This is a genomic window from Sporichthyaceae bacterium (assembly GCA_036269075.1).
GTDB lineage: Bacteria > Actinomycetota > Actinomycetes > Sporichthyales > Sporichthyaceae > DASQPJ01.
The window spans coordinates 15982-37081 of record DATASX010000015.1 but is presented as its reverse complement, the minus strand read 5'-3'; the positions used below and the strand labels follow the sequence as shown (position 1 = coordinate 37081).

General features: G+C 71.1%; 21 protein-coding genes. 3 read left to right on the top strand and 18 right to left on the bottom strand.

Annotated elements, in window-relative coordinates; translation table 11 throughout:
* The first annotated feature begins 158 nt into the window (after positions 1–158).
* Positions 159–1745 carry an ABC transporter substrate-binding protein gene (locus VHU88_02560; protein ID HEX3610547.1) on the top strand — a complete coding sequence of 529 codons (1587 nt, stop codon included), beginning with the start codon at positions 159–161 and terminating at the stop codon, positions 1743–1745.
* 31 nt (positions 1746–1776) lie between these two features.
* Here the strand turns inward: VHU88_02560 and VHU88_02555 are convergent, their stop codons facing one another.
* The 10 genes from VHU88_02555 to VHU88_02510 form a co-directional block, all read right to left on the bottom strand.
* Positions 1777–2340, bottom strand: coding sequence for a hypothetical protein (locus tag VHU88_02555; GenBank protein ID HEX3610546.1), 564 nt, complete (start codon positions 2338–2340; stop codon positions 1777–1779).
* A 37-nt stretch (positions 2341–2377) separates the two neighbouring features.
* A complete protein-coding gene (locus VHU88_02550; protein ID HEX3610545.1) occupies positions 2378–2947 on the bottom strand; it encodes a hypothetical protein in 570 nt (189 codons plus the stop codon).
* Positions 2944–3969, bottom strand: coding sequence for a class II fructose-bisphosphate aldolase (gene fbaA, locus VHU88_02545; protein ID HEX3610544.1), 1026 nt, complete (start codon positions 3967–3969; stop codon positions 2944–2946). Before fbaA ends, VHU88_02550 begins: the two co-directional genes overlap by 4 nt.
* A 60-nt stretch (positions 3970–4029) precedes the next feature.
* Positions 4030–4689: a TrmH family RNA methyltransferase gene (locus tag VHU88_02540; protein ID HEX3610543.1), complete on the bottom strand. Its 660-nt coding sequence runs from the start codon at positions 4687–4689 to the stop codon at positions 4030–4032.
* Between the two features lie 5 nt (positions 4690–4694).
* On the bottom strand, positions 4695–5237 hold the full coding sequence (locus VHU88_02535) for a hypothetical protein (protein ID HEX3610542.1): 543 nt from the start codon (positions 5235–5237) through the stop codon (positions 4695–4697).
* 2 nt (positions 5238–5239) lie between these two features.
* Positions 5240–5776, bottom strand: a complete 537-nt coding sequence (gene pyrE, locus VHU88_02530; GenBank protein ID HEX3610541.1) for an orotate phosphoribosyltransferase — start codon at positions 5774–5776, stop codon at positions 5240–5242.
* 19 nt (positions 5777–5795) lie between these two features.
* Entirely contained in the window at positions 5796–6170 is a 375-nt protein-coding gene (locus tag VHU88_02525; GenBank protein HEX3610540.1) for an FKBP-type peptidyl-prolyl cis-trans isomerase, read from the bottom strand.
* Positions 6167–7036 carry a hypothetical protein gene (locus tag VHU88_02520; GenBank protein ID HEX3610539.1) on the bottom strand — a complete coding sequence of 290 codons (870 nt, stop codon included), beginning with the start codon at positions 7034–7036 and terminating at the stop codon, positions 6167–6169. The genes VHU88_02525 and VHU88_02520 overlap by 4 nt, the downstream gene beginning before the upstream one ends.
* Positions 7033–7896 (bottom strand): hypothetical protein, encoded by an 864-nt coding sequence (locus VHU88_02515; protein HEX3610538.1) that lies wholly within the window; start codon positions 7894–7896, stop codon positions 7033–7035. Before VHU88_02515 ends, VHU88_02520 begins: the two co-directional genes overlap by 4 nt.
* 79 nt (positions 7897–7975) lie before the next feature.
* Positions 7976–8938, bottom strand: coding sequence for an alpha/beta hydrolase (locus VHU88_02510; GenBank protein ID HEX3610537.1), 963 nt, complete (start codon positions 8936–8938; stop codon positions 7976–7978).
* 134 nt (positions 8939–9072) lie between these two features.
* Between VHU88_02510 and VHU88_02505 the strand changes: the two genes are divergently transcribed.
* Positions 9073–10428, top strand: coding sequence for a hypothetical protein (locus VHU88_02505; protein ID HEX3610536.1), 1356 nt, complete (start codon positions 9073–9075; stop codon positions 10426–10428).
* A gap of 7 nt (positions 10429–10435) precedes the next feature.
* Here the strand turns inward: VHU88_02505 and VHU88_02500 are convergent, their stop codons facing one another.
* The 6 genes from VHU88_02500 to dnaK all read right to left on the bottom strand — a co-directional run bounded on the left by VHU88_02500 (position 10436) and on the right by dnaK (position 18076).
* Positions 10436–11074 (bottom strand): type VII secretion system-associated protein, encoded by a 639-nt coding sequence (locus tag VHU88_02500; protein ID HEX3610535.1) that lies wholly within the window; start codon positions 11072–11074, stop codon positions 10436–10438.
* Positions 11075–11229: 155 nt separating this feature from the next.
* The gene (gene clpB / locus VHU88_02495) at positions 11230–13812 is read right to left on the bottom strand and encodes an ATP-dependent chaperone ClpB (protein ID HEX3610534.1); all 2583 of its coding nucleotides are present in this window, start codon (positions 13810–13812) and stop codon (positions 11230–11232) included.
* Positions 13813–13876: 64 nt separating this feature from the next.
* Complete coding sequence (locus VHU88_02490; GenBank protein HEX3610533.1) at positions 13877–14311, bottom strand: helix-turn-helix transcriptional regulator; 435 nt, start codon at positions 14309–14311, stop codon at positions 13877–13879.
* Positions 14304–15464 (bottom strand): molecular chaperone DnaJ, encoded by a 1161-nt coding sequence (dnaJ, locus tag VHU88_02485; GenBank protein ID HEX3610532.1) that lies wholly within the window; start codon positions 15462–15464, stop codon positions 14304–14306. The genes VHU88_02490 and dnaJ overlap by 8 nt, the downstream gene beginning before the upstream one ends.
* 90 nt (positions 15465–15554) lie before the next feature.
* Positions 15555–16223 carry a nucleotide exchange factor GrpE gene (grpE, locus tag VHU88_02480; GenBank protein ID HEX3610531.1) on the bottom strand — a complete coding sequence of 223 codons (669 nt, stop codon included), beginning with the start codon at positions 16221–16223 and terminating at the stop codon, positions 15555–15557.
* Positions 16220–18076, bottom strand: a complete 1857-nt coding sequence (gene dnaK, locus VHU88_02475) for a molecular chaperone DnaK (protein HEX3610530.1) — start codon at positions 18074–18076, stop codon at positions 16220–16222. Before dnaK ends, grpE begins: the two co-directional genes overlap by 4 nt.
* 275 nt (positions 18077–18351) lie before the next feature.
* Between dnaK and VHU88_02470 the strand changes: the two genes are divergently transcribed.
* Positions 18352–18501 (top strand): hypothetical protein, encoded by a 150-nt coding sequence (locus tag VHU88_02470; protein ID HEX3610529.1) that lies wholly within the window; start codon positions 18352–18354, stop codon positions 18499–18501.
* A 7-nt stretch (positions 18502–18508) separates the two neighbouring features.
* Here the strand turns inward: VHU88_02470 and hutI are convergent, their stop codons facing one another.
* Both hutI and VHU88_02460 read right to left on the bottom strand, forming a co-directional pair.
* Positions 18509–19675 (bottom strand): imidazolonepropionase, encoded by a 1167-nt coding sequence (gene hutI / locus VHU88_02465; GenBank protein HEX3610528.1) that lies wholly within the window; start codon positions 19673–19675, stop codon positions 18509–18511.
* 108 nt (positions 19676–19783) lie between these two features.
* On the bottom strand, positions 19784–21097 hold the full coding sequence (locus VHU88_02460; GenBank protein HEX3610527.1) for a formimidoylglutamate deiminase: 1314 nt from the start codon (positions 21095–21097) through the stop codon (positions 19784–19786).
* Positions 21098–21100 lie beyond the last annotated feature (3 nt).

Here is a 21100-nt window from a genome sequence, read left to right as displayed (position 1 = left end):
TCGCGGTCGGCCGCGTACGAACTGAACCTCTGAAGTCCCGAACGACCCCCGGGCATCGCCCGGGGGTCGTTCGTTTTGTCCCGATTCGTTCATCTGACGGGTTGTATAGCCATGGGGTCGGGAAATTTCGGCTCGTCATGGCCCCAAGGAGAGGCGCAATGTCATCAATCCGAACTCGGCGGGCGGCGCTGGCCCTGCCGGTCGGCGCGGCCGTGGCGCTGCTGGTTTCCGCTTGCGGCTCCAGCGGATCCTCGACCACCACAGCGGCTCAGGCGCCTGCGCCTGCCGCCGCACCGGCCCCGCACGCACCGGTTGTGGCACCGGCACCGGCCACCGCGAAGGCACAGTCAGCCGCGAAGGCACCGGCGTCGGCCACGAAGGCCGCCGCCCCCGTGACCGCCCCGAGCACCGCGGTGAAGGGCACCGCCCGGACCACGTCGGCGACCACGAAATCGGGCAAGAGCGCCCCGGCCGCCGCACCGGCGGCGAAACCCGCTACCGGCGGGACCCAGGTGAAATCCACCGAGTCGGCCGGTGCGAAGGCGCAGGACCAGCAGGTCTACAACCAGAAGAACGGCGCCACGGACGTCGGGATCACCAAGGACTCGATCAAGATGGGCACGGTGTCGATGCACGGCATGGCCCTCGGCAACGTGCTGGTGGACCCGTTGGTGCGTGGCATCCGCGCGTCGATGGAGGCGGTCAACGACCGCGGCGGGGTCCTGGGCCGACGCATGACGTTGACCGACTGCGACGACGGCCCCGGTGAGGTCTCGCGGACGAAGGCCTGCATCAAGAAGTTGGTCGGGGTCGACAAGATCTTCGCGTTGCTCGGAGTATCCAGTTGGGGCAGCGCCTCGGTCCACGACGACCTGGCGCAGTATCACCTGCCCGGGTTCGGGCTGTGGGCGTACTCGCAGACCGAGTGGCAGGACCCGTTCATGTTCCCCACCCACATGTCGATGATTCACGAGGCGATGGCCGGTGCGCACTGGGTCGTGGACGTGATCAAGCCCAAGACCTACGGGCTGATCTGCCTGACCTCACCGGAGATGCAGCTGGCCTGCAACTACGTCCAGCGGATCGTCGACGCCTCCGGCGCCAAGATGGTCAAGCGAGCCGACGTCTCCATCTCGGAGACCTCGATGTCGGCCTACGTGCTGGCGTTCCGGGCCGCGAACCCGGACCACATCATCCACTACGTCATCAACCCGGCCACGATGGCGAAATTCATGGTCGAGGCCGCGCAGCAGGGCTACTACCCGCCGAAGGGAATCTCCGGAAACCATCTGGCTGCCGAGGTTCTCGGTTCGCTGTTCGGGCAGTGGCCGGTCGGCCGCTACTGGACCAACACCACGTACAAGCTGTGGGGTCCGGAATTCATCGCCACGATGGAGAAGTACGCCCGCGGCAATCGCGGTCTGAACCACCACATCGTGCAGGCCGACTACGTCGCGGTGAACATCTTCGAGCAGGCCGGAAAGGCCGTCGGGCCGAATCTGACCCGCGACCGGATGATTGCCGAATGGGACAACGGCACGGTGTGGAGTTCGGACGCCTCGTTGGACCAGCGGTTCAGTTACCTGCCCTCGGAGCGCACCGGCAACGACTGGAACCACGACTACGGACAGGGTCGGGAGTTCATGTACAAGTACACGTCGACCAACACTGTCTCCAACCCCGACGGAACCCCGAACGGCTTCCAGCCGGACCCGAACCAGTCGGTGATCCATACCTGGAAGTGAGCCGAGCGGAGTGATCTGACGCCTCCTGCGCTCAGAGCAGGCTGCCCCAGAACTCGACGGTGGCCGTGGCGGTCTTGTCCGGCGCCGGGGCGTCGCCGAACTCCTGGGTGACCCAGTCGGCCAGGTCCGCCCCGGCGGTGCCGACGTCGGTACGGAACATCGCCAGCACCGGATGGCCGGCGCGGTCCGCCCCGGCGGGCAGGTAGCGGTTGCCCCGTAGCGGCACCATCTGCGGCGCCCGCACCAGCGCCGCGCCGGCCACCGCCAGGGCGTCCGGCAGGTCGGTGGGCCGCTCGCCCCAGGAGGGGTGCCAGTAGCCCTTGTGTTCGACGTCGAACAGCATCCCCTCGACCGGCCAGGCCAACTGGTCGCGCAGCGCGCGGTGGTCGACGCTGCGCCAGTCGGGCCAACCCGCCCCGGTGGGCAGACCGCCGACCAGGAAGGCCCGGTGGTCCGGCGCGAACTCGAACCCGTACCGCGCGGTGATCATGGCGAACTCCGAGTCGCGCAGCCCACGCTGGATGTCGACGCCGCCGAAGGCATGCAGCCGCCGTATCGCCTCGACGCCGATCTCAGCCGTGGGAAACCCGATCACAGTCCAATTCTGCCCCGGCCGCGTCCGGGCACGCTCCTCAGAAGAGCGTGTAGAAGCCGGGCGCGATCCGGAAGCCGTGGTCGGTGGCCGCGTCGTGGCAGGTGACCCCGTCCGGGCGGCTGACGCAACTGAAGTCCTGGGTGTCGATGCGGGCGCCGTAGCCCAGCACGCTCGTGGTCGCGATCTTGTCGGCGGTGCACGACCAGGTCGCAGACTTGGTGAGCGCGACGGTGTCGCCCCAGGTCCCGCTGCCGGACGGGCAGCTGCCGTGCTCCTTGACCGAGTAGCCGACCGAGCTGGGTTGGCAGGTCACCGACGGCACGGTGGCAGTCGCAACAGTGCACGCCACGTTGTGCGTCGGGGTCGTGAAGCTGACGAAGCCCGCCTCGTCGGTGAACTTCGAGCTGTCGATGCGGCTGGACCCGAGGAACTCGTTGTCCGGCGGGATCGTCGGCGCGAGGGTGGCGGCCACCTCACCGGGCGGTGCGGCACCGATCGAGGGCTCGGCGTGCGCCGAACCGGCGCTGCCGCACCCGGAGGAGGCCAGGACGCAGACTGCGAGCAGGGACCGTGCGGCAGCCCGGCCGGCGACCTGGCGTAGCGTCACGAGCTCAGCGACGTTCCTGCCGAGCGCAACGCCTGGCAGGCCTCGACGACGCGGGCCGCCATCGACGCCTCCGCGGTCTTGCCCCACGCGCGCGGGTCGTAGGTCTTCTTCGAGCCGACCTCACCGTCGACCTTCAGCACACCGTCGTAGTTGACGAACATGTGCCCGGCCACCGCGCGGGTGTAGGCGTACTGCGTGTCGGTGTCGACGTTCATCTTGACCACGCCGAAGTCCAGCGCCTCGTGGATCTCCGACAGCAGCGAGCCCGAGCCGCCGTGGAACACCAGGTCGAACGGGTGGTACTTGCCGACCTTCGCCCCGACCGCTTCCTGGATCTCCTTCAGGATCACCGGGCGCAGCTTCACGTTGCCCGGCTTGTAGACGCCGTGCACGTTGCCGAAGGTCGCGGCCAGCAGGTAGCGGCCGTTCTCGCCGGTGCCCAGCGCCTCGGCGGTGGCCAGGGCGTCCTCGGCGGTCGTGTACAGCTGGGCGCCGCCGCCGCCCTCGACACCGTCCTCCTCGCCGCCGACGACACCGATCTCGGCCTCCATCACGACCTTGGCGGCCTTGCACAACGCGAGCAGCTCCACAGCGATCTCGATGTTCTCGTCCAGCGGGACCGCCGAACCGTCCCACATGTGCGACTGGAACAGCGGCTCCTGTCCGCGCGCGACGCGCTGGGTGGAGATCGCTACCAGCGGCCGCATGAACCCGTCGAGCTTGTCCTTCGGGCAGTGGTCGGTGTGCAGCCCGATGTTCACCGGGTACTGCTTGGCGACCTCGTGCGCGAACTCGGCGAACGCCACGGAGCCGGTGACCATGTGCTTCTTCGTCGGCCCCGACAGGTACTCCGCGCCGCCGGTGGAGACCTGGATGATGCCGTCGCTGCCCGCCTCGGCAAAGCCCGCCAGGGCCGCGTTCAGGGTCTGCGAGGACGAAACGTTGATCGCCGGATAGGCGAACGCTCCGGCCTTCGCTCGATCTAGCATCTCGGCGTATACCTCGACGGTCGCGATGGGCATCGCGGATACCTCCTCGGGCGGCAATGACGCGTTTGCAGTATTCCCCAGGTGGTGGGCGCGTCATCCCCACGGGGTCTGCCCGAATCGGTGCCGTCGTACCCATGAGTGCATGGCGATCGCCGCGGCGGCACCGGCGTTGATCGACCGGGTCGAACCGTACTGGGCGATCGACAGGACAGCGCCGCAGGCCGCGCGGGCCGGCTCCGACAGACCGGGCCCCTCCTGGCCGAACAGCAGCACGCACCGCTCCGGCAGGTCGTAGCTCTCCAGCGGCACCGCGCCGGGCAGGTTGTCGATGCCGAGCAGCGGCAGGTCCGCCGCGGCCGCCCAGGCGGTCAGCTCGCCGACGTCGGCGTGGTGCCGGACGTGCTGGTAGCGGTCGGTGACCATCGCCCCGCGCCGGTTCCAGCGGCGCCGTCCGACGATGTGCACCTGCGCGGCCAGGAACGCGTTCGCGGTCCGCACCACCGAGCCGATGTTGAAGTCGTGCTGCCAGTTCTCGATCGCGATGTGGAACGGGTGCCGCTGCAGATCCAAATCCGCCACGACCGCGTCCCGGCGCCAGTAGCGGTACCGGTCGACGACGTTGCGTCGATCGCCGCCGGCCAGCAGCGCCGGGTCGAGGCGGTCGTCGTCCGGCCACGGTTCCGGGTGCGGGCCGACGCCGACCTCGTCCGGACCGGTGTCGTCGGGCTCGTCGTCAACCTCATCGTCGGTCACGGGGCTCAGAAGAACACGTACTCGCGCTGGGCGACGCGGAAGCCGTGCCCGCTGTCCCGGTTCAGGCAGGTCACCCCGTCGGGACGGCTGACGCAGGCCATGTGGCCCTTCGCCAACCGTTGCCCGTACGCCAACTGCTTGGCGCCGGAGGCGACGGCATCGGTGGCGCAGACGAACTCGGCCGCCGCACCCAGGTCGATCGTCGAGCCCCAGTTCCCGTTGCCGTGGCACTGGCTCGGGGTGGTCCGGTAGCTGAACGTCGCGATCTGGCAGGACACGGTCGCCGCGCCCACGGTGCAGCCGATGTTCTGGGTGGGGGAGCGGAAGCTCGTCTCCCCGGCCGCGTCCCGGTAGCTGCTGCCCTCGGCGAGGATGGATCCGGACAGCGCATCCCGTGGGTCGGCGGATGCGCTCGGGCTCGCAACGGCGCTCGGGGCCGCCGTCGCCTCGGTCGTCGCCGGTACGCCCGCGGTGCTCGGCCCGGATCCGCCGCAGCCGCTCAGCAACGCGCCGAGCGCCGCCAGCACCACCGGGCGGAACCGAGGCACGCTCAGCCCAGGCCGAGGTCGGACCGCTGATAGGCCGCCACGTAGGGCAGGCCCGCGGCCTCGATCTTCGCCCCGGCGCCTCGGTCCACGATCACCGCGACGCCGACGACCTCGGCGCCGGCCTCGCGCAGCGCCTCCACGGCGGTGAGCACCGACCCGCCGGTGGTCGAGGTGTCCTCCACAGCCAGAACCTGACGGCCCGTCACATCCGGGCCCTCGATGCGCCGCTGCAACCCGTGAGCCTTGCCCTCCTTGCGGACCACGAACGCGTCCAGCGTGCGCCCGGAGGCCGCGGCCGCGTGCAGCATCGCGGTGGCGACCGGGTCGGCGCCGAGCGTCAGCCCGCCGACGGCGTCGTAGTTCAGGTGCGCGGTCGCGTCCAGCATCACCTGGCCGACCAGCGGAGCGGCCTGCCCGTCCAGCGTGACGCGGCGCAGGTCGACGTAGTACTCGGCCTCCGCACCGGAGGACAACGTCACCCGACCGTGCACGACGGCGCGGGACTTGATCAGCTCGAGAAGCTCGTCACGGGTGTCCACGACGGACACCCTCTCATCCCTAAGTCCCGAGCAGATCCACCACGAAGATCAGCGTCTCGCCGGGCTTGATCGCGTTGCCCGCGCCGCGGTTTCCGTAGCCCAGGTGTGGGGGGATCACCAGCTGGCGGCGGCCGCCGACGCGCATCCCGGCCACGCCCTGATCCCAGCCCGCGATGACCCGGCCGCCGCCGAGCGGGAAGCGGAACGGTTCGCCGCGGTTCCAGCTGGCGTCGAACTCCTCGCCGGTGGAGAACGCGACACCCACGTAGTGCACGGTCACCTCGGCGCCCGGCTTGGCCTCGGCGCCGTCGCCGACGTGAATGTCGGTGATCACCAGGTCGGCCGGCGGCTCGGCGCCGGGGAATCCGACTTCCGGCTTCTCGTCGCGGTTCATCCATGCTCCCGTTCGTTTCGGGCGGCCAGGGCAGCGGTGCCCTGGTCGGTGAGGTACCCGTCCTCGGGTCGGTCAGGCAGCCAGGTCCGGAACATCTTCCGGTTGGCCTCGGCGTGCCCCGACAGGATTGCCGATCGAGCGTCGGGCTCGAGGAAGAGGTTCCCGGCGGACGGGCCGGGCAGCAAGTCACCGACGAACTCGCGCGCCAGGGCGCACTCCTCCTCGGACACCAGGTGGGCGTTCATCGCCCGCGCGACGACCAGCCCGCGGGCGGTGTAGGTCAGCGGCGCCGGCGCCTCCTCCGTCGTGAGCCCGGTGATCCCCGCGGTCCGCAGCAGGTCCGCGGCCAGGGCCACGGGTCGTTCGCCGAACTCCTCGACCGGGCGCAGCACGACCTCGGCCACGCCCGGCACCGCGGCGACGCGTTCGGCCAGGGCGGCCCAGTCCAGCACCGCGGAAGCGGGGAACTGCTCGGCGAACTCGCCGGTGCCGCCGGCCTGGATCAGCTGCAGGTGGGCGTGCTCCATCAGCCGGTCCTGCCGGCGGACGTCGAGCACGACGCGGACCTCGCTCGCGCCGAGGGCGCGCAGCCGGGCCGAGACCGCCTCGGCAGCGCCGGGACACAGCCGTTCGCTGTCCCCGACGCCGAGTTCGGTGTCGCGCAGCCAGGCGCCCGCCAGCCGTACCGGCCGCCCGTCGGGAACCTCGTCCGGCCCGAGCGCGCCCGCCGCCCTGGTGTCGGGGCCGGCCAGCGCCGCCCACACGGCGCGCCCGGCGGTGGCGGGCATCGTCAGGTGCAGCGTGGTCATCTGCACGTTGTTCGCTCGATGCTCCTCGCTCGTTCCTCGCTCGTCGCAATCGCTCACGGCTGCCAGGCCACCAACCGCTCGTACTCCGGCCCGTACCGCTCCCACAGTCGGGCCTTCTCGGCCGGGTCGAACAGCACCGGCCGCGGGGAGTCCACGTTCGAGAAGTGCTTCTGCAGGAACCGGCGCAGTGCGTGGCGCTCGTCCTGGGTCTGCAGATGCTGATTGACGGCCAGTGCGATGTCCAGTCCGCGCCCGGACACGCTGCGGTTGTGGTTTCCGCGACCTTCCCCGATCGGCACTGCCAGGGTCGGGTCGACCCGGTGCAGGAAGTGCTCCATCCAGGCCCGGTCGCCCTGCTTGATCTGTCGGAAGTCCAGCACCTCGACCCGGTCGCGGCCGAAGGTCGCGTGCAGCGCGTCGACCGCCGGCTGCCAGGACAACTGGTCGAGGTCGACGCTCTTGACCCACGCCGAGAAGGTCTTCCAGCCGCCCTGGTGCACCGACTGCAGGTAGTACGACTCGACGAAGTCGGGCTGGGGCCGGATCGAGAGCAGGATCCGGCACCGCGACCTGCCCAGTGCGCGGTCCAGTGCCTGGATGTTGCGTTCCGCGTTCGGGTACAGCCGGCCGTCGCCGCCACCCGGGAACGGTCGGCCCAGCACGTTCTCGTAGGACCCGATCAGCGTCCGGAACCGCGGGTCGGCGTGGAAGCGGGCCAGCCGGGCGGCCAACGGTGCGGGGTCGGCAACCAGGCGCTCACCCCAACCGATCATCCGGGACAGTTCGTCGCGCCGCAGGTACTGCAGGCCGGCCGGCCGGTGGAGTTCCTGGTTCTGGTTCAGCCAGTGCTGAACCACCGAGGTCGCGGTCTTGTGCGCCCCGATGTGCAGGGCGACGACCTTCCCCCGAAATTGCATTGGTGCTGCTCCCGTTTCTTCCCGGCCGGGGGCCCAATCTATGTAGAGCCAGGGTTCGATCGTCCGAGCGGCACCCCGGTCAGAGGATCTCGGTGTCCTGTGGGGACCCCCTGTGCAGCCGGTCGCGCCACTCGGCGACGTCGTAGCGGGCGGGCTCGGTGGTCTCGATGAAGTGCCGCAGGGTGTCCAGGAAGCGCATCGGGTCGGCGTGGTGCGGGAAGTGGCCGGCCCGTTCGAAGATCTCCAGCCGGGCACTGGGCATCGCCGAGGCCGCGATGTAGGCGTGGGCGACCGGCAGCACCGGGTCCATCGCGCCCCACATCAGCAGGGTCGGGATCCACTCGGCGAGGTAGCAGCGATCGAGGATCGTCACGGCCTGCCCGCGCATGTCGGCTGCCGAGCGCAGGGTGCGGCAGAACGCGGAACGCGAGGCGCCGTCGGCCATCGCGGCCATGGTTTCGAAGATCTCGTCGGCATCGGTGGCCACCGCGGGACTGACCATCGCCAGCGCCCGCACCATCGTTCGCCCCGCGCTGCGGGTCACCCTGTTGTTGAACACCGGGAGGAACGTCGGCGCCCCGGGCAGAGTGGCCAGCCGCAGCAACGGGTGCACCTCGGGGCCCACCCCGCCCGGGGCGACCAGCACGAGTCGGTCGACGAGTTCGGGGAACTGATAGCTCATCTGCATCGCGATGCCGCCGCCGAGGGAATGGCCGACGAGCGTGGCGCGCTCGATGTCGAGCAGGGCCAGCAGATCGCGCATGCCGCAGGCGTAGGCGGGCACCGAGTAGTCGGCGCGCGGCCGGTCCGACCGGCCGTGTCCGAGCAGGTCCGGTGCGACGACGGTGAAGTGCTCGGCCAGCAATGGGATCAGACCGGCCCAGGTGCCCGAGGAGTCGCCGATGCCGTGCAGCAGGAGCACCGGCGGGCCGTGACCGGCGCGCACGTACGCGCGGCGATACCCGTGGACGCGGGCGTACTGAATTCCGTACTCGTCGACAACCTCGCCGAGCACCGCCTCCAGCGCCTGTTCGGGCGACATCCTCCGACGATATGTCCCCGACGTTGCCGCACGCGTACGGTTGGGTGAAGCGGTTGTATCGACTGAGGTCGCCTGACCAGGAACGGACTGCACACGCCTTGCTCGTTGCCCCGTCCAGGCGATTTCTTGCCCCTGTGCTCGCGGTCGGCCTGGCGCTGGCCACCGGTCCGGCCGGGGACGCCGCCACCCAGCCGCGCTTCGTGCGGGCCAGTTCGCCGCACGGTGGGCCGGAGGCGAACGACGCCGCGTACAGCCCGGCGATCTCCGCGGACGGGCGCTGGGTGGCCTTCGCCTCCGACGCCTCGAACCTGGTCCCCGGCGACTACAACCACCGCCGCGACATCTTCCTGCGCGATCTGACGACCAGTCGGATCATCCGGGTCAGCGTGAGCAGCACCGGGCAGCAGGGCAACGCCGACAGCTACAACCCGTCGGTGTCCGCCGACGGCCGCTACGTCGTCTACGACTCGTTCGCCTCGAACCTGGTCCCCGACGATCGCAACCGCCAGGGCGACGTGTTCCTGTTCGACCGGGTCACCGGCGCGAGCACGTTGGTCTCCCGCGGCCGCGACGGCAAGCCGGCCGACGGGCAGAGCGGATTCGCGGTGATCAGCGCAGACGGCAGCACGGTCGCGTTCGAGTCCACCGCGCAGAACGTGGTCGCGGAGCCGACCGGGTCGGCCGCGCAGGTCTACACCTGGGACCGGAAGTCCGGGGCGATGGAGGTGGCCAGCAAGGCCTACACCGGCGGCGCGGCCGGCGGCGGCAGCGGCGGCCTGTCGATCAGCGCCGACGGCCGGTTCGTGGCGTTCGCCTCCGGCTCGGACACCCTGGTCCCGAACGACCACAACCAGGCGCAGGACGTGTTCGTGCGGGACCGCAAACTCGGCACCACGCTGCGGGACAGCGTCAACGGCAACGGCGGGGAGGGCAACGGGAAGTCCGACGGCCCGGCGCTGTCAGCCGACGGTCGGTACGTGGCGTTCGAGTCGACCGCCACGAACCTGCTGGCGGCCGACCCGACCGCGCAGGACGTCCCCCGGGTGCCGCGCAACCTGGACCCGACCGGCCGGATCGAGGGCGGCGACGACAACTTCGCCTCCGACATCTTCGTCCACGACCTGAAGACCGGGGCGACGAAGCGGGTCAGCGTGGCCTCCGACGGTTCGGAGGCGAAGGGCGACAGCTACCACGCGGCGATCAGCGGCGACGGACGTCGGGTTGCGTTCGTGTCGGTGGCCACGAACCTGGTGGCCGGGGACACCGACCACTTCCGGGAGGTGTTCCTGCACGACCTCGACAGCGGAGCGACCACGCGGGTGTGCGTGGCCGGCAACGGCGGGCCCTGCGACAAGCTCGGCATCACCCCGGCGCTGGACGGCGACGGCGGCCGGATCGCGTTCGCGTCGGAGGCCACGAACGTGGTGGCCGACGACCGCAACTCCGAGCCCGACGTGTTCGTGCGGTTTTCCGGAGGGCCGGCCAACTGACGCCCCGTCAGTCGGTCTCGGACAGGTCGGCCGCGGCGGCCCGGTGGTTCATCAGGGCCTGGCGCAGCTGCGGGCCGGTGATGCGGGCCGAGGCGGCCCCGCCCGGGTTGATCTCCAGGTCGTGCCCGGCGGGCCAGTTTGCGGCCAGTTCGTGCCCGAAGCGGCGCTGCCAGCCGGTGATGTCGTCGGGCAGGTGGTCGGACAGGCGCTCGCGGGTGGCCGACTCGGCGTGGCCCAGCGAGCTGAACGCGTGGATCACCCAGCCCCCGCGCTCGTCCGGGACGCTGAGCAGGCCCGGTGAGCTCGACGCCGGCAGCCACAGCTCTGTCGACAGCACGGCCTCGATCAGTTCGGCGTCCTCGACGGTCCGGTAGGCGGCCCGCTGGAGCATCTCGTCGAGGTCGTCGGTGGGCGGCGGGAGCCGCAACGCGCCGGCCGAGGGGACGTAGTCCGGGTTGTGCCGGAACTCGCCGGTCAGGCGCCCGAGGCCGTCGACCCGCCAGGCGCCGATGATCCCGCGCCGGGGCACGGTTCCGGTGTTGTCGTGCTCGGGATCGATCGCGTAGACCCACCCGCCGGGCCGCTTGCGCGCGGCCTCGCGGATCTCCTCGGTGAGCGGCGGCAGGGGACGGCTGTGGTCAACCACGGGACGCCGCCTGCAGGGTCATGCACGAAGTCTGACGTATTGGCCCCGCTGCGGGGGCGCGGCTCCCACGTTCCCCCACCCAACATCTGCTGCCTGTCCCACGTATCGGCGGGCTTGGACCGGTGGGACAGGCCGCAGAAGTCGGGGGTGTTTGTTCAGGCCAGGGCCACCGTGAGGCTCTCGGCCTCCGGCGTCGCGTCCACCCGGACGGTGCCGCCGTCGCGGACCTCGCCGGACAGCAGCAGCTTCGCCAGGCGGTCACCGATCTCGGTCTGCACCAACCGCCGCAGCGGGCGGGCGCCGTAGGCCGGGTCGTAGCCGGTCGCGGCCAGCCACCTGGTCGCCGCCGGGGTGACCTCCAGATGGATGCGCCGCTCGGCGAGTCGACGGGTCAGCGCGGCCACCGCCAGGTCGACGATCCGGCTCAGCTCGTCCGGGCTCAGCGCGTCGAACACGACGATGTCGTCGAGCCGGTTGAGGAACTCCGGCTTGAACGCCGCGCGGACGGCCGCCAGCACCGCGTCGCGGCGCTGGTCGGCCCCGACGGTCGGGTCCAGCAGGAACTGCGACCCGAGGTTCGAGGTGAGCACCAGGATCGTGTTGCGGAAGTCGACCGTGCGGCCCTGGCCGTCGGTCAGCCGTCCGTCGTCGAGGACCTGCAGCAGGACGTCGAACGTGTCCGGGTGCGCCTTCTCGACCTCGTCGAGCAGCACCACCGTGTACGGCCGCCGCCGCACCGCCTCGGTCAACTGACCGCCCTCGTCGTAGCCGACGTACCCGGGCGGAGCACCGAGCAGGCGCGCCACCGAGTGCTTCTCGGAGTACTCGCTCATGTCGATGCGGACCAGGGCGTGCTCGTCGTCGAACAGGAACTCGGCCAACGCCTTGGCCAGCTCGGTCTTGCCCACACCGGTCGGGCCGAGGAACAGGAACGAGCCGGTGGGCCGGTCCGGGTCGGCGATCCCGGCCCGGGTGCGCCGCACCGCGTCGGCCACGGCCGCCACGGCGCGGGACTGCCCGATCAGCCGGGCGCCGATCGCGTCCTCCATCCGCAGCAGCTTCTGGGCCTCGCCCTCCAGCAGCCGGCCGACCGGGATGCCGGTCCACGCGGCGACCACCTCGGCCACGTCGTCCGGGCCGACCTCGTCGGGGACCATCGCCTCGTGCTCGGACTCGTCGGCCGCGGCGGCCGCGGCCAGGTCGCGCTCGAGCGCCGGGATGTCGACGTAGAGCAGTCGCGAGGCGGCCTCGAGGTCACCGTCGCGTTGCAGGCGGTCGGCCTGCCCGCGCAGGTCGTCGAGTCGCTGCTTCAGGTCACCGACCTTGTTCAGGCCGGACTTCTCCTGCTCCCAGCGTGCGGTGAGCGCGTCGAGTTGCTCCTGACGGTCCGCCAGTTCCTTACGCAGCAAGGTCAACCGCTCGACCGAGGCGGGATCGCCCTCCCGGGCCAGCGCCATCTCCTCCATGCGCATCCGGTCGACGGCCCGCCGCAACGTGTCCAGCTCGACGGGGGAGGAGTCGATCTCCATCCGCAGCCGTGAGGCGGCCTCGTCGATCAGGTCGATCGCCTTGTCCGGCAGGAAGCGGCCGGTGATGTAGCGGTCGGACAACGTCGCGGCGGCGACCAGCGCGGCGTCGGAGATCGAGACCTTGTGGTGCGCCTCGTAGCGCTCCTGCAACCCGCGCAGGATGCCGATCGTGTCCTCCACCGACGGCTCGCCGACCAGCACCTGGGCGAACCGCCGCTCCAGGGCCGGGTCCTTCTCGATCCGCTCCCGGTACTCGTCCAGCGTGGTCGCGCCGACCAGCCGCAGTTCGCCGCGGGCCAGCATCGGCTTGATCATGTTGCCCGCGTCCATGGCGCCTTCGGCATTGCCGGCCCCGACCAGCGTGTGCAGTTCGTCGATGAACGTGACGACCTGCCCGTCGGAGTCCTTGATCTCCTTCAGGACGGCCTTGAACCGCTCCTCGAACTCGCCGCGGTACTTCGCACCGGCCACCATCGCGGCCAGGTCGAGCGAGATCAACCGCTTGCCCCGCAGGGATTCCGGGACGTCGCCGGCCACGATCCGCGAGGCCAGGCCCTCGACCACGGCGGTCTTGCCGACGCCGGGTTCGCCGATCAGCACGGGGTTGTTCTTGGTCCGGCGGGACAGTACCTGCACGACGCGGCGGATCTCGGCGTCGCGGCCGATGACCGGGTCCAACTTGCCCGCCCGGGCCGCCGCGGTCAGGTCGACGCCGTACTTCTCCAGCGCCTGGCTGGTGGCCTCGGGGTCCTTGCTGGTGACCCGGTTGCTGCCGCGTAGTCCGGACAGCGCCTTGAGCAGGTGGTCCGGAGTGATCTGATGCTGCGTCAGCAGATCGGCGACGTTGCTCGGCCCGGTGGCCAGACCGATCAGCAGGTGCTCGGTGGAGATGTAGCTGTCGCCGAGTTCGCCGGCCCGCCGCTCGGCGGTGTCCAGGGCAGCGAGCGCCTGACGCGCCAGGGTCGGCTGCGCCACCGACGAACCGCTGGCCGTGGGCAGGCCGGCGAGCAGTCCCTCGGTCTCGCGGCGCAGCCCGTCGGCGTTGGCGCCGGCTGCGGTCAGCAGCGGCCGCACCGCGGTGTCCGGCTGGTTGAGCAGGGCCAGCAGGAGATGGGCCGGCTCGACCTGACTGTGTCCGGCCGCCGCCGCGTGCTGCACAGCCGCGGAGAAGGCCTCCTGGCTGCGGGTGGTGAGCTTCTCTGCGTTCAAAGTTGTTCTCCTTCTGCACGGGTGGCGGCCCGCACGGGGGACGTGGTCCCCGGAATCTCCTGGGTCAGAGGCGGGGTGGGCGAGGCCCGGGTTGCCAGACCACGACAGCGCGGCCGGGGCCGGGCTCGTAGACGGCAGGCAGGTTGATCCGGCGGTACGCCGGCGAGCTGGGCTCAGTCTGCTTCTCGCGCAGCGCGCCGGCCACGTAGGCCAGTTCGGCCTCGACCTCGGCCAGCCGGACGCGCAGCGCGTCGACGGTGTTCTCCAGATCCATGATTCGTTTGATCCCGGCGAGGTTGATCCCCTCGGCCTGGGACAGTCGGGCGACCTCGCGCAGTCGGAGGATGTCGCGCGCCGAGTACCGGCGCCCGCGCCCGGAGGCACGACCGGGGGAGACCAGGCCCAACCGGTCGTACTGCCGCAGCGTCTGCGGATGCAGGCCGGACAGTTCGGCGGCCACCGAGATCACGTAGACCCCGATCGTCTCGAACTCATCCATTGGCGCTGCCTCCTCGCTCCGCCGCGGCCGCCGTGCTCATCAGCGCGCCGCGCGGGTCCTCGGCGGACTCCGTGGCGAACTTCTCCAGGGCCGCGCGGGCGTCCGCGCTCAGCTCCGTCGGGACGACGACCTCGACGGTGACCAGCAGATCGCCCCGCGTGCCGTCCTTGCGGGCCGCGCCGCGACCCCGGACCCGCATCGTCCGCCCGTTGGCGGTGCCCGCGGGCAGGCGCAGCGTGACCGGTGAGCCGCCCAACGTCGGCACCTTCACCTCGGCGCCCAACGCGGCCTCGGCGAACGTGACCGGCAGACTCAGCGTGAGGTTCTCCCCGCGCCGGCCGAACGCCGGGTGCGGCCGGACGTGGACCGTGATGTACAGATCGCCGGCCGGCCCGCCGCTGACGCCCGGCGTGCCCTTGCCCTTGAGCTTGATCTTCTGACCGTCCGTCACACCACTCGGGATACGGGTGTTCACTGTGTGCGTCCCGGCCGAGCGACCCGTGCCGTGACAGTTCGGGCAGGGGTCCTCGACCACGGAGCCGCGACCACGGCAGACCACGCACGGCTCGGCCATCGCGAACCCGCCCATGTTCCGGGTCACCTGGCCGTGGCCGCCGCAGGTGGGGCACACGGTCGGGGCGGTCCCGGGGCGGGCACCGGACCCGGCACAGGTCCCGCAGGCCGCCTCGCTGGTCAGGCGCAACGGGATGGTGACTCCGTCGACCGCGTCGGCGAAGTCCAGCGTCACCTCGGTCTCGAGATCCGAACCGCGGCGCGCGCTGGTGCCGCCGCGACGGTTGAAGATCCCGCCGAGGATGTCGCCGAGTCCGCCGTCGGCACCGCCGCCGCCGAAGTCGAACGAGAAGTTCGTTCCGCCCGGCCCGCCGCCGCCTGCCGGCTTCCGAAAGCCGCCGGAGCCGAACAGTTCGCGGCCCTCGTCGTACTCAGCGCGCCGCGCCTCGTCGCCGAGGATGTGGTACGCCTCGGAGACCTCCTTGAACCGCGCCTCGGCGCTGGGGTTGTCCTTGTTGCGGTCCGGGTGCAGTTCGCGGGCGAGCTTGCGGTACGCCTTCTTGATCTCGGCGGCGGCCGCGCCCTTCTTCAAGCCGAGGACGGCGTACAGATCCTTGTCCAGGTACTCACGAGCGCTCACAACCACCGCCCCCCTTCGTCTCTCGCATCTTCTGCTGCCCGTCCCACGCATGAACGGCCTTCGATACGTGGGACAGGCAGCACATGTCGGTCATTGCGGGGCGCCACCCTCGATCGGGGCCTCGGGCTCGGCGACCTTCACCCGAGCCGGGCGCATGACCCGCTCGCCGACCTTGTAGCCGGGGGTGAACACCTCGACGCACGTCGGCTCGGAGACCTCTGCCGAGAACTCGTGCAGCAACGCCTCGTGGACGTTCGGGTCGAACGGGTCCCCGTTCTCGCCGAACGAAACCAGGCCCAGCTTGCTCAGCACCGCCTCCAGCGATTCGGCGACGACCTTGAAGCCACCGACCAGTTCGCCGTGCGCGCGGGCCCGACCGACGTCGTCCAGGACCGGGATCAGCTCCGCGAGCGCGGCCATGACCGCCAGCTCCCGGACCGACTCCCGGTCGCGCTCGACGCGCTTGCGGTAGTTCGCGTACTCGGCCTGCAGCCGCTGCAGGTCGACCGTGCGCTCGGCCAGTGCCGCGGCGTCGGTGCCCGGGGCAGGCGCAGCGGCTTGCCCCGCGCCTGCCGGCCCACTCCCGGTAGGCGGAGCGGGTGCGGCGCCTGACGGTACGTCAGGTCGCAGCTGGCCCGTCGCCGGGTCGATCCGGCGCTTGTCGCGGACGATCGGCGTGTCGAACTCGGTCTCCAACTCGGCTTCCCTGCCGATCTCGGAGCCGCTCTGGAAATTGGTTCGCTCGCTGCGCTCGCTCACTTGTGATCGCCCTCGTCGACGATCTCGGCCTCGACGACGTCGTCGTCAGGGCTGTGTGCGTGCCCGCCCGGCGCACCCGGACCCGCGGCGTCGGCGCCCGGCGCACCGGAGTACATGCCGGCGCCGAGGCTCTGGAAGGCCGTGGCCGCCTTCTGGGTGGCCGCCTGGATTGCCGCGTCGTCGTTGCCCTCGAGGGTCTTCTTGAGCTCGTCGATGGCGGACTCGACCTCGGCCTTGTTGGCCGCGGCCGGACCCTCGGCGAGCTTGTCGGCGTTGTCGGCCAGGAACTTCTCGGCCTGGTAGACCAACTGCTCGCCCTGGTTGCGATGCTCGACGGCCTCGCGGCGCTTGCGGTCCTCCTCGGCGTACTGCTCGGCGTCGCGGACCATCTTGTCGATGTCCTCGCGCGGCAGCGCGGAGCCACCGGTGACTGTCATCGACTGCTCCTTGCCCGTCCCCAGGTCCTTGGCCGAGACGTGCACGATGCCGTTGGCGTCGATGTCGAAGGTGACCTCGATCTGCGGCACGTTGCGCGGCGCCGGCGGCAACCCGGTGAGCTCGAAGTTGCCCAGCGACTTGTTGTCGCGGGCCATGTCGCGCTCGCCCTGGTAGACCTGGATCAGCACGGACGGCTGGTTGTCCTCGGCCGTCGTGTAGACCCGGGACCGTTTGGTCGGGATCGTCGTGTTGCGCTCGATGAGCTTGTCCATCACGCCGCCCTTGGTCTCGATGCCCAGGGACAGCGGGGTGACGTCGAGCAGCAGGACGTCCTTGACCTCGCCCTTCAGCACACCGGCCTGCAGGGCCGCGCCGACCGCGACGACCTCGTCCGGGTTCACGCCCTTGTGCGGCTCCTTGCCGCCGGTCAGTTCCTTGACCAGGTCGGTGACGGCGGGCATCCGGGTGGAGCCGCCGACCAGCACGACGTGGTCGATGTCCTTGACCGAGATCCCGGCGTCCTTGATCACCTGCGCGAACGGCTTGCGGCAGCGGTCGAGCAGGTCCGCGGTGATCTTCTGGAACTCCGCGCGGGACAGGGTCTCGTCCATGAACAGCGCGTTCTTCTCCGCGTCCTGCGTGATGTAGGGCAGGTTGATCGCGGTCTGCTGGGTCGAGGACAGCTCGATCTTCGCCTTCTCCGCCGCCTCGCGGACCCGCTGCATCGCCATCTTGTCCTTGGTCAGGTCGATGCCGTTCGCCGCGCGGAACTTCTGCACGAGGTGGTCGATGATCCGCTGGTCCCAGTCGTCGCCGCCCAGCCGGTTGTCACCGCTGGTGGCCTTGACCTCGACCAGGCCCTCGTCGATCTCCAGCAGGGAGACGTCGAAGGTGCCGCCGCCGAGGTCGAAGACCAGGATGCGGTGGTCGGTGGTGTCCTTGTCGAGCCGGTAGGCCAGCGCGGCCGCCGTCGGCTCGTTGATGATCCGCAGCACGTTGAGGCCCGCGATCTCGCCGGCCTCCTTGGTGGCCTGCCGCTCGGCGTCGGAGAAGTACGCCGGCACGGTGATCACCGCGTCGGCGACGGGCTCGCCCAGGTAGGCCTCCGCGTCGCGCTTGAGCTTCTGCAGCACGAACGCCGAGATCTGCTGCGGGGTGAAGGTCTTGCCGTCGATGTCCTGGGTCCAGGACGTGCCCATCTCCCGCTTCACCGAGCGGATGGTGCGGTCGATGTTCGTGACGGCCTGCCGCTTGGCGACCTCTCCGACCAGGACCTCACCGTTACGGGCGAAGGCGACGACCGAAGGCGTGGTGCGCGCGCCCTCAGCGTTGGGGATGACGGTGGGTTCGCCACCCTCCAGAACGGCTACGACGGAGTTCGTCGTGCCGAGGTCGATGCCGACCGCACGAGCCATGTGTTTCCTCCAGCGAACGTGTATGAGCTGACTGCGCTCAAGTCTGTCGGACGAGCTTGCGACCCGTCAACTCGATTGAGTCTGTTCGGCTCAACTTTGTTCAGCGAGGTTGTATTCCCCCGGCTTCCTCGCATCGTTCGTTGCCGTACGCGGTCGGCAACAATTGCGCAACGCCAGCTGATCGGCTCATGACTTCTTACCGGGCAGGAAAGGTTCTTACCAGGCTTGACCTGCACGTCTGTCCAGGTCGTTCGGGGGCGTCTAACCTGACGCACATGCTGCGGACCATGCGTGCGCCGGACGGTGGTCCGGCCCTGCGCACGCGGGTGCTCGCGATCATGGTCATCGTCGGGATGCTGCTGCTGAGCGGCGCCGAGATGCTGATCCCGGTCTTCCGGTGGGCCGTCAACCAAATGTGGTTCTGAGGCGTCCTCAGGTCGGGCGGCCGTCCTTCCAGACCGCCGCCACCAACGGAACCCCTGGCCGGTAGGCCAGGTACACCGGGTCCGGCGCGGCCAGCACCACCAGGTCCGCCCGCGATCCCGGCGTCAACGTCCCGACCTCCGTTCGGCGCAGCGCCCGGGCCCCACCGGCCGTCGCCGCCCAGACCGCCTCGGCCGGGCTCATCCGCATCTCCCGGACGGCCAACGCGATGCAGAACGGCATCGAGGTGGTGTACGCCGAGCCGGGGTTGCAGTCGGTGGCCAGCGCCACGGTGACTCCGGCCGCCAGCAGTCGGCGGGCGTCCGGATAGGCGGAGCGGGTGGCGAACTCGGCCGCCGGCAGCAGGGTTGCCACGGTCGCCGACCCGGCCAGTGCGGCGACGTCGGCGTCGGACAGGTGGGTGCAGTGGTCGGCCGAGGCCGCGTCGAACTCCACCGCGAGCCGGGCGCCCGGGCCGGGTCCGAGCTGGTTGGCGTGCACCCGGGGGGTCAGGCCGGCCGCGCGGCCGGCGGCCAGCACCGCCCGGGTCTCGACCTCGTCGAACGCGCCTGCGTCGCAGAACACGTCGATCCACCGGGCGTGCGGCGCGCAGGCGGCGAGCATCTCGCCGGTGATCAGGTCCAGGTAGCCCGCCCGGTCGGCGGTGAACTCCGGTGGGACGACGTGGGCGCCGAGGAATGTGGTCTCGGGTGTGAAGTTCGCGGCCACCGCCAGGCTGCGGGCCTCGTCGGCGACCGTCAGGCCGTAGCCGGACTTGATCTCGACGGTGGTCACCCCACCGGCTCGGAGCTCGGCGTGCAGGCGGGCGGTGTTGGCCAGCAGGACCTCGTCCGGGGCGGCCCGGGTGGCCGCGACCGTGGTCGCGATGCCGCCGGCGGCATATTCCTGGCCGCTCATCCGGGCGGCGAACTCGGCGACCCGGTCCCCGGCGAAGACCAGGTGGGTGTGGCTGTCGACGAACCCGGGCAGCACCGCGCCGCCCGCGGCCGAGGTGGCCGCGTCGCACGCCGGTGCGCTCGCCGACGGCCCGACCCACACCACCTTCCCGCCCTCGACCACCAGCGCGGCCGCCGGGATCGCGCCCAGCGGCCCCGGACCGAGGCCCGGGTCGTTGGTGGCCAACAACGCGATGTCGGTCAGCAGGACCGATGCCACGGACGCCCTCCGGTTTGCTGTCGTCGACGTTTAGCCAACCTTGTCAGCGCTTACAGCACCCTGTCGGCAGTTATTTCCGTCGACAGGCATGGATAAAGGTCGACGACGTCAGACGGATGCCACCGCCGCGGCCAACGCCCGGGGCAGGTCGGGCAGCAGTCGGTGGCGGCTGTCGGCGACGACGACCCGGCCGGAGGCCACCACGTGCCGGACATCCGCGGCGGTGGCGGCGAACACTGCGGTCTCGGCGGTCGGTGGGCAGCCGGCGGTGCGGGGCGAGTCAAGGGCGAGCGTGACCAGGTCGGCCCAGCACCCGGGTTCGATGCGCCCGGCGTCCGGCCAGCCGAGGCAGTCATGCCCGGCCACGGTGGCGGCGTCCAACAGGGCGGCGGCCGCGTGGTGGCCGCGGGTGCCGACGGCCAGGCGGTCGTGCAGCTCGACGCCGCGGGCCTCCTCGAACAGGTCGATCACCGCGTGACTGTCCGAGCCGAGACTGAGCGCGACCCCGGCGGCGGCCAGCGCGGCGCCGGGCCCGATGCCGTCGGCGAGGTCGCGTTCGGTGGTCGGACACAGGCAGACGGTCGCCCGGTTGAGCCCGTACAGCGTGATGTCGTCGGCGGTCAGGTGCGTGCCGTGGACGGCCGTCAGATTGCTGGCCAGCGCCCCGGCCTGGTGCAGCACCTGGCTCGGGGTCCGGCCGTAGGCGGCCAGGCAACCGGCGTTCTCGACCGGCTGCTCGGAGACGTGGGCGTGCAGCACCGCGCCGCGGGCGGCCCACTCGGCCACCATCTCGATGTCGCGGGGCGCCACCGCGCGCACCGAGTGGACGGCCGCACCCAGCCGGGCTCCGGCGCCCGGGTCGAACCGGGACACCCGACCCGCCCAGTCGTCGACGTCGCCGTCGGAGAAGCGGAGCTGAGCCCCCGTCAGCTCGGCGCCGAACCCGCCGGAGAGGTAGCAGGTGTCCAGCACCGTCACCCGGATCCCGGCCTCCCGGGCGGCCTGCGCGACCGCGTGGCCCATCACGTTCGGGTCCGCGTACGGCTTGCCGGCCGGGTCGTGGTGCAGGTAGTGGAACTCCCCGATGCAGGTGATCCCGGCCAGCGCCATCTCCCCGTACACCGCGCGGGCCAGCGCCAGGTAGTTGTCCGGGTCCAGCCGGGCGGCGACGGCGTACATCGCCTCGCGCCAGCCGAAGAAGTCGCCGGGTGTTTGGGCGCGCGCCCGAAGCGCGCGGTGGAAGGCGTGCGAGTGGGCGTTGGCCAGGCCCGGCAGCGTGAGCCCGGGCAGCCCGACCGCATCGGCCGGGCACTCAACTCCCGCCGTCACCGAACCGAAGCGGTCCCCGGTCACCTCGACCAGCACGCCCGCGGCGACCCGGCCCGGCGGCAGCCACGCGTGCTCGCACCAGAACCGGCTCATCCC

Coding starts and splice junctions, on each gene's coding strand:
- VHU88_02525 (HEX3610540.1), bottom strand. CDS start 6,170: ATGAACCGCGACGAGAAGCCGGAAGTCGGATTCCCCGGCGCCGAGCCG.
- VHU88_02560 (HEX3610547.1), top strand. CDS start 159: ATGTCATCAATCCGAACTCGGCGGGCGGCGCTGGCCCTGCCGGTCGGC.
- dnaK (HEX3610530.1), bottom strand. CDS start 18,076: ATGGCTCGTGCGGTCGGCATCGACCTCGGCACGACGAACTCCGTCGTA.
- VHU88_02490 (HEX3610533.1), bottom strand. CDS start 14,311: ATGGATGAGTTCGAGACGATCGGGGTCTACGTGATCTCGGTGGCCGCC.
- VHU88_02460 (HEX3610527.1), bottom strand. CDS start 21,097: ATGAGCCGGTTCTGGTGCGAGCACGCGTGGCTGCCGCCGGGCCGGGTC.
- VHU88_02515 (HEX3610538.1), bottom strand. CDS start 7,896: ATGCAATTTCGGGGGAAGGTCGTCGCCCTGCACATCGGGGCGCACAAG.
- VHU88_02470 (HEX3610529.1), top strand. CDS start 18,352: ATGCTGCGGACCATGCGTGCGCCGGACGGTGGTCCGGCCCTGCGCACG.
- fbaA (HEX3610544.1), bottom strand. CDS start 3,969: ATGCCCATCGCGACCGTCGAGGTATACGCCGAGATGCTAGATCGAGCG.
- VHU88_02510 (HEX3610537.1), bottom strand. CDS start 8,938: ATGTCGCCCGAACAGGCGCTGGAGGCGGTGCTCGGCGAGGTTGTCGAC.